The sequence below is a fragment of the bacterium genome, assembly GCA_035530055.1.
GTDB lineage: Bacteria > UBA6262 > WVXT01 > WVXT01 > WVXT01 > WVXT01.
In genome coordinates, this window is sequence record DATKVN010000045.1 from 23,798 (window position 1) to 36,137 (window position 12,340).

General features: G+C 40.6%; 9 protein-coding genes. All 9 read left to right on the plus strand.

Going from position 1 to position 12,340, the window contains the following annotated elements; genetic code table 11:
• Window position 1: 1 nt before the first annotated feature.
• Window positions 2-2,149, plus strand: coding sequence for a glycosyltransferase (locus tag VMW39_03985; GenBank protein ID HUW23172.1), 2,148 nt, complete (start codon window positions 2-4; stop codon window positions 2,147-2,149).
• A gap of 73 nt (window positions 2,150-2,222) precedes the next feature.
• The gene (locus VMW39_03990; protein ID HUW23173.1) at window positions 2,223-3,614 is read left to right on the plus strand and encodes a glycosyltransferase family 4 protein; all 1,392 of its coding nucleotides are present in this window, start codon (window positions 2,223-2,225) and stop codon (window positions 3,612-3,614) included.
• The gene (locus VMW39_03995; protein ID HUW23174.1) at window positions 3,611-4,966 is read left to right on the plus strand and encodes a glycosyltransferase family 4 protein; all 1,356 of its coding nucleotides are present in this window, start codon (window positions 3,611-3,613) and stop codon (window positions 4,964-4,966) included. The genes VMW39_03990 and VMW39_03995 overlap by 4 nt, the downstream gene beginning before the upstream one ends.
• Before the next feature lie 72 nt (window positions 4,967-5,038).
• Window positions 5,039-7,552, plus strand: coding sequence for a glycosyltransferase (locus VMW39_04000; GenBank protein ID HUW23175.1), 2,514 nt, complete (start codon window positions 5,039-5,041; stop codon window positions 7,550-7,552).
• Between the two features lie 4 nt (window positions 7,553-7,556).
• Window positions 7,557-8,972, plus strand: coding sequence for a glycosyltransferase family 2 protein (locus VMW39_04005; GenBank protein HUW23176.1), 1,416 nt, complete (start codon window positions 7,557-7,559; stop codon window positions 8,970-8,972).
• Between the two features lie 555 nt (window positions 8,973-9,527).
• Entirely contained in the window at window positions 9,528-9,782 is a 255-nt protein-coding gene (locus tag VMW39_04010) for a MerR family transcriptional regulator (protein HUW23177.1), read from the plus strand.
• Window positions 9,783-9,870: 88 nt separating this feature from the next.
• Complete coding sequence (locus VMW39_04015) at window positions 9,871-10,131, plus strand: MerR family DNA-binding transcriptional regulator (protein ID HUW23178.1); 261 nt, start codon at window positions 9,871-9,873, stop codon at window positions 10,129-10,131.
• A 67-nt stretch (window positions 10,132-10,198) separates the two neighbouring features.
• Window positions 10,199-10,477, plus strand: a complete 279-nt coding sequence (locus VMW39_04020; GenBank protein ID HUW23179.1) for a MerR family transcriptional regulator — start codon at window positions 10,199-10,201, stop codon at window positions 10,475-10,477.
• Window positions 10,478-10,594: 117 nt separating this feature from the next.
• Window positions 10,595-12,340, plus strand: a 1,746-nt coding sequence (locus tag VMW39_04025; GenBank protein HUW23180.1) for a hypothetical protein, incomplete at its 3' end; no start/stop codon positions are given.

A 12,340-nucleotide genomic window follows, 5' to 3' on the forward strand; every position in this document is an offset into this window, starting at 1 on the left:
ATTGTCGGAAAAGAAAAGGACATATGATATTATAGTTCCTGTTTATGGGGCATTGTCCTATTTGAGGCAGTGCGTTAATAGTATACTGAAAAACACAAAGCATCCGTACAACTTAGTTATAGTTGATGATGGCAATAGTCCGATCATAAAGGAGTATCTGAGGACAATAAAATCAGCACGGATCATTACTAATAAGAAAAACTTAGGATGGCTTAAGAATTGCAATATCGGAATCGAAAACACTGAGAACGATGTTGTTTTACTAAATTCCGATACCATGGTAACTGAGAGGTGGCTTGAGAAAATGGACAGGTGTGCATACAGTGACTCCAGGATTGGGATGGTGAACCCGCTCAGCAATAATGCCCTTTTTCTTTCCATTCCTCATTCCTCTGTTTTTAATGCAATTCCAGCTGGATTTACTGTGGAAAGTTTTGCTGGTCTTGTGTCAGAATTATCGGAGTGTCAGTATCCATCAATACCGACAGTTCTTGGCTTTTGCCTTTTGATTAAAAGGAAGATTTTTAATCGAATTGGACTATTTGATGAGAAGCTGGAGGTGGGCTATAGGGAAGATGATGATTTTTGTATGAGAGCAAAGAGGAAAGGTTACGGGGCAGTTTGCTGTGATGATGCATTTGTCTACCACTATGGGAAAAAGAGTCTTGCTGATTCGCCAGATAAGGAAGTGCATCACGCGAGGGCTGTTAAGAATAAAAATAATTCTTTGTCATATTTACGTGCGAAATTGTTAACAAAGATATCCGAAGTTTCACCCGAATACAGAGATAAGGTAAGTATAATTACGCCAGTTTATAACACAGAAAAATATCTTGAGGAGGCAATTAGAAGCGTCTTAAGGCAGAATTACTCTAATTTCGAATTAATAATTATTTTTGATGATGGCTCTACTGATAACTCTCTAAATATAGCCAGGGAATTTGCCAGGCAGGATAAGAGGGTTACAGTAATCACATTGAAAGAGAACCGGGGTTTTGCTGTAGCTAGAAATGAGGGATTAAGGAGAGCTAAGGGGGAATTTATTACTTGTATGGATTCTGATGACATAATGCTACCCGACGCTATAAAGACGAGGGTAGAATTTTTAAATTCTCATCCTGAAGTTGACCTTGTATTCGGGAAAATTCATAAAGTCATAGACAAGGAAGGGAATCCAATAGAAAATGCCTTTTCCGAAGAGATAGAACAGTTTAACAGGAAAAAGAAAGACAATAAATTTTATGAGAAAGTAAAGAAATTAGAACTTTGGGTGCTCGGCGTGGATGTAACAAGTATATTTCGACGAAAGCTTCTGTTTCAAACAGGTTATTATGAGGAGAGTTTATTGGCGAGCGCCGATAAGGATTTCTTTTTCAGAATTTTTAGAAGGTCGAATCCAGCCTTTGTCCCCGAGCCAATCATCCTCTACAGGCTGCACGAGTCCAATTTGTCAGGGATGTTGGATAAAGCGACTCGTGAGTGGGTTAGGAGGCCGGAGAATACAGCCCAGATTCGCTATCTTGAAGAAATTTTGAGGCATCACAGAAGAGAAATAAAGGAGCCCAAGAAGGTATTTAGCGGGGTTAGATTACTGGATGTTAAGGAAGGAGAGAGGTCGATGAAAAAGATTGAGAAAGGCAATTTTAATGAAGGCTCGATTGGAAAACCTGGTTCAGGTAATAATCGTATGTTAGAAGGACCTTCCCATGTTGAACTTCTTCTGGGGCAAATAGGACATATGGCTGAGGTTATTGATAGACTCCGGTTAGAAATTAAGGAACAGCAAATAGCTATCGTTGCCAAGGACCAGCACATCGATAATCTGAATAAGGCTATCGCAGCCAAGGACCAGCATATCAATAATCTGAATAAGGCTATCGTTGCCAAGGACCAGCATATCAATAATCTGAATATAGCGATCGTTGCCAAGGACCAGAATCTGAATAAGGCTATCGTTGCCAAGGACCAGCATATCAATAATCTCAATAAGGCTATCGTTGCCAAGGACCAGCATATTGCAAATTTGGACGGATTTATAAGGGACTTAACAGGAGAAATTGTAAAGATTAAGAAATATTCAGTATTCTATAATTTATTATCGAGATTTCGAAAAGAATTATTAATGTGGTTTGGCAAAAGCAGGAAATAATGGATTTAGGTTACTTATCATTGGCGATGACGAAAACAGAACTCTTAAGAATGGCTGACCAGGGATGTAGATTATGAAGATAGTTTATGTTGTTCATGAATTTCCACCCGGTTCCGTAGGCGGGACAGGTGTAGCTACTTTCCAGGCTGCGAAAGTTATGCTCACAGGAGGGCATAAAGTATGGGTGCTGGCTCCCCAGCAATGGGATGATGATAACTTTCCTTCCGTCGGCTTCTTTGATGAAAAAGTTGATGGGCTTTCGGTCAGAAGGTTGGTCTTTAATCCCGAGTTGGCTCCTAATCCCATTCTTTATGAATACTATAATCCCGTTTTTTATACATATGCTAAGCATTTTCTAAGAGAGGTTTGCCCGGATATTATTCATATCTGCCATCTCCTGCACCTTTCCTCTTCGATAATCGACGCAGCAAAGGAGCTGAGAATTCCCGTCGTTTTAACATTAAGAGACTTCTGGTTCTTTTGCCCGAGATGGACTCGATTAAAACCGGATAGGAGTTTATGTGGAGAGGATTTTTCCTGGAAGGACTGTATTTGGTGTTTAAGGAAAGAGAATGATCTCTATGACAAGATTACTAGGGTATTTGATGAAAGAATGATGAAATCTTATGTTGAACAAGTGATATCAGATAATAAATTCAAATTTAGTTTAATCAATAACAGGCAAATTTCTTCTTTACTTTTTTCGGCAGCGGGTAGATTGCCGTTTCTTAAGAGCCAGTTAGAAAAGGTTGACCAGATTATTTGCCGCTCGTCATTTTTAAAGAAAGTATATCTTAGGAAAGGATACTTTCACAATGGGTTCACAGTTGTGTCCTCCGGGACAATATCTCCTGCGAAGTTACCTTCAAGAAAAGGTCGGATTTCTAATATTACTTTCGGCTACTTTGGAGGCGGACGAGAGCATAAGGGCGCACATGTTTTGCTGCAGGCATTCAGGAAGATAAAATCTACTAATGTAAATCTGAAATTATATGGAATTTTTCCGAATACAGAATATGTAGAAGAACTTCGCCGAATAGCCAAAGGCGATGAAAGAATCGATTTTATGGGTACCTTCAGGCGTACAGAGCTAATAAACGTATTAGCTGGTATTGATATACTGGTTATGCCGTCTATTTGTCCCGAAGCCTCTGGCCTGTCAATCTCAGAAGCGTTTGTTAACAAAATCCCGGTTATTGCCACAGATATCGGAGGCATCCCGGAAATAGTTCGTGATGGACATAATGGGTTACTTTTTAAGAGGGGTGATGTATTAGATCTAAAGCAGAAAATGGAAAGCGTCATAAATGAGCCAGGGCTGATCCAAAAATTCAGGGAAAATATTCCACGGGTTAGGTCTATAAATGAAGAATGTGACGAACTTTTGGGCATTTATAAGAAATTGTTGCGACAGAAGCAAAAAAGGAGTAGCGAAGCAAAACTTCGCGTTCTGACACCAAAATGAAAAGAATTGTGCAAGTAGTTCATGATTTTTTACCCGGGCATCCTTATGGAACGGAAAATTATACCTACCACATTTCTAAAGAATTACAAAAAATAAACAAAGTTTATATTTTCTGTCGGGAAGGGAACGATTCTTTTGGCAAAGACTTTTCTAAAGATGAATTATTCGATGGATTGCTGGTTAGGAGGCTATACTTCAACCCGCGTTTGATTTTTGATGACAGTTATCGAAATTCCTTTGTGGATAAAGAATTTGAACGTTTCCTTAACGAAATCAAACCGGATATCGTGCATTTTCAGCATCTGTTGGGTTTATCCGCTTCGATGCTAGAGATTGCCAAGCGAAGACGCATCCCTACGATTTTGACCTTGCATGATTTCTGGTTTCTCTGCCCACAGGTCCAGCTGTTGACTAACGGTAATCAGGTTTGTTCTGGTCCGGATTCAAAGGATAAATGTGCGAACTGTGAGAAGATTTCTTATACTTACAGAAAATTGGAAGGTTTTAATGATAGGATAGTCAAATTTTTAAAATATCCTCCTGAACCTTTGAAAACTGTGAAGAAATTAGTTCCCTCGAGCTTCAAGACCACACTTAAAGAAAAATTCGTTAAGGCCCATCCTGCCATAGCCTCTATTACTCCCGATATGATAGCGAGAAGGTCAAGATTCTTAAGGGATATGCTCGATAAGACGGAGAGGATTCTTGCCCCTTCGAGATTTCTAAGAGAAAAATTTATGGATTATATACTACCGAAAAATAGAATTGTCCATTTAGGTTATGGAATTGACCATAAACTCCTTGCTAATTTCAGTAAAGAACCTTCAAATAAATTGCGCTTTGGATTTGTTGGTGGTGTTTCGGAACATAAGGGGATAAGAGTTCTCATAAGGGCATTTAATAAAATCAAAAGAGATAAAGTATCTTTATTTATATTCGGACCTTATGACCAATCTTATTTGAACAAATTGAGAAAGGAGTTAAAGGCAGATTCGAGAATTACTTTTTATGGAGCGTTTAATAATAAAAATATTTCTTCGGTATTCTCTAAGATTGACGTGTTGGTTTATCCTTCAATCTGGTATGAGAATCAGCCAATTGCTATTTTGGAGGCGCTACTTGCTAAAATACCGATTATCACTTCCAATCTGGGAGGTATGGCTGAACTTGTCCAGGACAGGGTTACGGGTCTTCTATTTGAAGCAGGAGATCCAGAAGATTTATATCAGAAGATGGTGAGTGTAATTAATAATCCGGAATTACTGAGAAGATTATCAGAGACTCCGAGGCAAGTTAAAACCATAGAAAAGAATGCCGGAGAGCTGAATGAAATTTACGATTCTCTCCTGTAAAAGTCCGGTGACCCTTTAGGGTGACGGGGAAATGTAGGGGCAACATTTATGGCGTCCGAAAAGGGATAGAATATGAAGATATTAATTGTTAGCCATAATTATTTTCCAGCTATTGGCGGGGCTGAGAAGAAAATAAAAGAGATCTCAGAAAGGCTGGTAAAATCCGGGGAAGAAGTTACTGTCTTTTCTTCTAATGCCCAAACTACCGAGGCATATATCCATCCTGAAATTCCTTTGCTGCCTGCCAATAGTGAATTGATAAATGGTGTGAGAGTAAGAAGGTTTCCCGTTTACCAGGGGATGCGACCATTAATAGATAGTGTGCATAGGTATTTCTATAAGCATGGGTTGCGATTTGATGATGTTGTGAGGACTATATGGAATGGACCAATCATATTCAATATGCTACCGCACATTATCAAAGAAAAAACCGATATTATTATTGCCACACCATTTCCATTTTTGAATATGTATTATGCCTATATAGCAAAAAAAATCAGGAAAATACCAATGGCAGTTATTCCTTGCCTGCACACAGAGGATGAATGGGCTTTCAATAGAAAGATAATGTATAAAGTCTTGTCAGATACTGAAATGATACTAGTAAATACAGATTACGAAAGAAATTATCTAATAACTAAGGGAATCGAAAAAGAACGTATCTTCATATTAGGGGATGGAATCAACCCACAGGAGTTTAATAGTTCGAATCCACAGAAGTTCAGGAGAAGATACGATATTGGTAACGCTCCTGTGGTTCTGTTTGTGGGAAGAAAGGAGAAGGGGAAAGGGATTGATACATTGGTTGATTCTATGAACATAGTCTGGAGAAAAATTCCTCAGGCTAAACTTATCCTGGCAGGGACAAGGACATCCTATTCGAAAGCAATAGAAAAGAAGGTCTTTTCGTTAGATGCGAGAAAAAGAAAAAACATCATACCTATAGATAATTTCCAAGATAGTGAGAAATCAGACCTTTTTGCCAGCTGCGATATATTTGCAATGCCATCAAGAGTAGAATCTTTTGGGATAGCCTATCTGGAAGCGTGGGCATCAGGCAAGCCAGTTATTGGATGCCGCATAGGTGCAGTGGCTTCTCTTATTGAACAGGGAAAGGATGGCATACTGGTGGAGTATGACAACGAGCAAGAATTAGCGAGTGCCATACTGAGACTTCTCACCTATGAAGGCCTGAGAAGGAAGCTCGGGGAAAATGGCAGAAAGAAGGCATGTGGCAAATATACCTGGGATATTATTACAAAGCGTTTTAGGGAGAATCTCAATCTGGCCATATGTAAGGATAATAGGAGTAGCAGACTTCAGTCTGCGTTTATTAGGAAGCAGGGAGTCATTAGAAAAAGTTTGGTAATTCCAGAAATATTTGATACTGCAAAAATAGTTATGATGGACCTCAAAGATGCGATAAAAAAGATATTAAGAAGGGTCCCGCTACTCTTCTACATAACATATCATCCTTATCACAAAGTAAAAATCCATCTTCTTATAAAGAACAGTCCTATGAAACTCAAAACTTATAATGAACAATTGGCAGAGGAAGAACAAAAGCGCCGTTCTCCTATAGCCAGGGCAATGCCCACGTTTATGGCCATGAATATGGATACTCAATGTAACTTACGCTGCATAATGTGCATACGTGGAAAATATCCTCAAGAAGAGATCAATGCGCTTAGATATGATTTCGAAATCTATAGGCAAGTAGCTAATGAGACTTTTCCCTATGCGAGCTGGGTGCAGTTAGCTACGGCAGGAGAGCCGCTTATGGCTGGTAATCTTATAGAACAATTAAGAATTATTAACAAATACTCTATGAAGTTAGACCTGGTTACCAATGCGACTCTGCTCAACAATGATGACTTAATAAAAAAAATTTTACAAGTTCCTGGTTGTTTACATATATCAATTGATGGAGCTACAAAGGAAACCTATGAATCCATTAGAATTGGTGCAAAATTTGAGCAAGTGATAGAAAACATTAGAAGACTCAATCGAATTAGGGAGAAACTTTGTGCTGCGGACAAGACGAGATTGCATTTTTCAGTTGTGTTGATGAAGCGAAATATTAAGGAATTGCCAAAGTTAATAGAACTCGCTAAAAAACTTGGAGTGGACTCTGTAGACTGTTCCCATGTAACTATTTTCTATGAAAGCATCAAAAATGAATCTTTAGTTTATCATAAGGAACTTGCCAATTGTTATATGATGGTTGCCCAAGAAAAAGCCAATGAGTTAAATATCCACTTGAATATTCCCCCATTATTTAAACCGGTTGATGATGTGCAGAGCAAAAGGTCAGAGAATAACTTAAAAAGCAAATTTAAAATATGCCCATTTTTATGGAAACGAGCTTATATCGAGTGGACTGGAAATGTTTTACCATGTTGTGCTCCCGACCCTCCAGTAATGGGCAATGTTAAGGAAAAACCTTTTCGGGAAATTTGGAATAATGAACTTTACCAGGAAATGAGAAGGAGATTGAATACCGATAATCCTTTTGACTGTTGCAAGCATTGTTTTATCGTTAATCCTGCTGATGAGCAAGGTTTGTTTCATATCGATGGAGAATAAATTTATGGAACCTTTGGTCAGTATAATAATCCTTAGCAGAAATCATCTCGAACATCTGGAGGATTGTCTGAAGTCAGTTATGAATTTGGACTACCCTCATCTTGAAATTATCCTTGCTGATAATGCTTCCACTGATGGCAGCCCGGATTTTGTTCAGGAAAAATTTCCTTCTGTGAGATTGTTAAGGTTTGATAAAAATTACGGTTTTGCTGAAGGGAATAACAGAACCATTAAGCAGGCAAAAGGAGATTATGTTCTTTTGCTTAATCCTGATACGAAAATAGAACCCAACTGTGTGGACAAGTTAATTAAAGCTATGGAACAGGACAAGACTATTGGAATTTGCATGCCAAAGATGTTAATGTTTAATGAGCCATCTGTAATCAATAGCACAGGAATTATTGGCAATGAAATACTACAGGGAAGAGATAGAGGAGCTTGGGAACTTGATTGCGGGCAATACGATAAGGAGAAGCAAATTTTGGGCGCCTGCGGGGCAGGTATGTTCATTCGCAGGGATTTATTTGAAAAGATAGGCTATTTTGACAGACACTACTTTACTTATTATGAGGACCTCGATTTCAGCATACGCACTTGGTGGACTGGCTACAAAGTCAATTCCGTTCCTCAGGCAATTGTCTATCATAAATTCAGGCCGTTCCGAAAAGACATATTTAATGAGTATATTGACCATCGAAATCGCTTAAAGATGATGTTAAAGAATATGTCACTGGTAACATTAGGCTGGATGTTACCAAAAAGTTTATATAGCGACATTAAATCGATATATCGCCATCTCAGGCGAAAGAGATTTAGATTGGCTTACTACAGGTTGAAGGCACTACTGTGGAATTTGATTATGCTACCAGACACCCTGATAAGAAGAGTAAAAATTCAGATGAAAAAAGTCATTAGAGATAAGCCAATTATTTCTATGCTGGAAAAAGTGGAGAGAATAATAGAGGTGCCACTACCAAACTATAATGTGCAGTATGAGGCGACAGTGGATAGAAAAGGTTTAGGCTCCTGGGTGAAAATGGGTGAAAATGAGACCAAACATCTTGGATTCGGCTGGTATGATTTGGAGAAGTGGTCAGAAAGAAATATTCGCTGGACCACTAACTATGGAATAATTTTCTTGAAAAATTTCCTTGCTGGTGAAGAAGAGAAAACGTTAGAAATGGAGGCTTTTTCCCATTTCCAGACAGAAGGAGGGGTATGGATAAATGGGAGAAGAGTTGGGGAATTCTTAATTAGGCCAGGAGAGTGGCAAAGATTATGCTTTAAGTTCTGGAATCATGAACAAGTTCTAAAAGTGACAATTAAGCCTGAGGAGACGTTTATACCGAAATTAGCTTTAAAAGTAAGGGATAATCGAACTTTAGGGATTGCTATCTCAGAAATAGGACTCGTGTCTTAGTAGGCAATCCCCCTCGCAAAAGTTAAAGTAGACTGCTTACTTGAGAAAGTGCTTGACAAACTCGATTTTTGGTGGTATACTTATGCCAGGAAAAGGTCCTATATAAGTATAGGACCTTAAGGTAAGCTAATGGCATCCCCAACCTATTCCCTTTGAAAGGAAAGGTATAAGTATGACCTGGCGGCGGTGCCCATTGGTGCTTTGCACCGGGCATAAGTTTATTGCCATACAGCGCAGCACTTTTTTGGGGAAAATAAGAGCATTTTATAGTTTGGGGCCTCCTAAGGTTCCTATAAGGATTAGGGCTTATTGGAGGCAGGCCCAGGCTATGAGTGATCCGAGCTGCCGAAGGCTCGTATAGCCAAGGGAATTAAACCTTGGCTTTTTCGGTAGCTTGGATTTTTTTGTCTCAAAGTAAGAAGTAAGCAGTTCGCTTTAAGTTTGCAAAAGGAGGGTCGCTGTTCCGACGAATAAGGAGGAACGGGCCAGCGACGCCTGCGAGACGGTGAGCAGGCAGGTCACCGACTGAAGCGAAGCGAAAGGAGGTGAGAAAAGATGACCAGGAGAATGAGATTAGCCAATGGTCTTCTTAAGATTGGAGAGATGGCCAGAGAGGCGGGAGTGTTAGTTTCCACTATCAGGTATTACACCGATGTCGGTCTTTTAAGAGTAGTGGCAAACACTCAAGGTGGCTATCGGCTCTATGACAGAAGAGACACATTGGAAAGAATCCACACCATCAAGACCATTAATGGTCGAAAATGGACACTTACTGAGATTAGAGTAGAGTTAGAAAAGCGCAATCAGTAAGGCCATACAGCAGGTTGCGAGCAGGGAAAGGAGTAGCAGACCTCGGTCTGCGTAAAATAGTAAAGTTACGTGGAAAGGAGATGAAGATATGCCTGGGAAGAAAACTGATAAAAACCTGCTTAGAATCGGCGAAATAGCCAAAGTAGCAGAGGTCCCATTATCAACTATAAGGTACTACACGGATATAGGTCTTTTGAAAGTAGCCAGCCATACAAAAGGAGGCTACAGGCTTTATGATAGAGAGGAGACTTTAAGTATTATAAGGAAAATAAAACCAGTAGTGGACAAACGAAGGACCTTATTGCAAATCAAAGAAGATTTAGCCAAAAGAGCTAAAAAGAAAAAATGAGAATTAATGTAGGGGTTCGATTCATCGAACCCGTGATTGAAGCGAAACGAAAGGAGGTGAAGGAAAAGTGGGTAGGAAGAAATCACCGCCACGAGGTTTACTCAAAATTGGCAAGATGGCTAAACTGGCAGGTGTACTACCATCAACTATAAGGTACTATACAGAACTCGGTCTATTGGAAGTAGCCGCTACTACGCCCGGGGGTCAGAGACTTTACGATAAAAAAGATACTTTGAGTAGGGTGAGGATGATTAAGAACATCGAAAGGCAGCATCTGCCTTTACAGACAATCAGGAAAATCCTTGAAGACCACAGGGCAAAAGCGCTGGAATCCACGCTCAGATGAATGGTAGCCGCAACCTTAAGGTTGCGTGGTTTGGAGCAGGAATGAGAAAAAAGTACCTGTCACCTTTTTCGGTTGGAGTAGCAGACTTTAGTCTGCGTTTAGAATAGAGAAGGAAAAATGAAGAAAATTTTAACTCTTTTTATCGCTTTAATACTGGTTACCGGAATTGTCTCTGTGGCAAAATCGACAGATATCGATACCAGTGTCCCATGGGCTTCAGCAACCGCTTATTCCAGGAATAGACATATAGTTCAAAGTAGTAATGGAACAATTGTTGTCTTGTATCAGCGTGGTTCGGGCACAGACCCGGGACTTAGAGCCAAAAAATCCACAAATTTTGGAAGTAGTTGGACAAACTTGGCCGGAGGAGCTGGTTCCACGCAAATCGACTCTACTATTTACTCTTACTACAGCATCTGTATCGACGACAACGATAATATCTATGTGGTCTACATGGAGGATAGTGTTATTATTCGTTTCATGAAATTAATCTATTCGGGGGGCAGCTGGAGTAACGGTACGGAAAGGACAGTGGTCAGTACAGGCGACAATGCTAATCCATTTATCATAAGGGAGAGTGGCGGAAGGATATGGGTTGCTTATGGATACGACGACGGAACTCCGGCCGGGGTGAAGGCAATCCGTTCGGACAATGAGTTCCAATCTGCAGGGACAGTCTCCACCGTGTATACATATGACGACGAAAGTGATGAAAGTTTTTATCCCGCACTTACCATCCGTAATAGCTATCCGTTCCTGGTTCTCAGCGACCGTATGGCCAGCGTCAAATGGTCTGCCTGGAATGGCTCTTCCTGGAGTGGGATCGACCCAGTTAGTGGTAGCTTCTGCGATAGCGGTAACTTGTCTGTTACCATGATTGGAAGCGATGTCCACATTGTGGGTATCTACGGAGACTACATAAAACATATCTACTATAATGGCTCGAATTGGTCATCACCAGAGACAATTCAAACTGCTTCTTATGACAAAGACAGATCGCCAAGTCTGACCACTGATGATGCGAACCTCTGGTGTTTTGCCGCCATTTACTACGAAGATAGTAGTTCATCTTATAGTAAGTACGACATAAAGTATAAAAAGCGAACTGGTTCCACATGGGGAGCAAGCTGGACGGCAATCACAAGTACTCACATGGACTGCGATGCCGGAACTCCTTCTATTTCCAGACAAAAGATTCCTCTTGCCTGGACCCGTGGGTCCAGCACCCCCTACACGGCAAAGTTCGATTACAGCATAATTATCGATATAACAGCCCCGGGAGCGCCCACAGGGGTTAATGCAACCCCCAGTGGTTGGACAAGCACCAACTCATTTAATGTTAACTGGACTAATCCCTCTGACCCTTCGGGTATAGCAGGTGCCTACTACAAGTTAGATAGCGTACCCACATCTGATACTGACGGAACCTGGAGAACAGATAAACCGATAACCGGTATTACCGTAAGTGGAGATGGGGCACATCCAATCTACATCTGGCTAAAAGACAATTCGTACAATGTTAATTACCAGAACCGTGGCAGCACCACATGCTACTTAGATGCCACACCCCCGGGAGCGCCAACGATTACATCAGCGAGCCATCCTACAGAGGGCACCTGGTACAGCAACAACGATCCTTCATTCGGTTGGAGTGGGCTGAGTGATACTTCCGGTATAACGGGGTATAGTTATGTCTGGGACCACGCGCCAACCACTACTCCGGACACGCAAACAGAGGGACCGGGCACTTCTAAGAATTACACTGATGAAGCCGATGGGACCTGGTATTTCCACGTGAGGGCGAGGAATGGTTCCAATTTATGGGGTGCGGCTGACCATTACCAGGTAAACATAGATGCTACA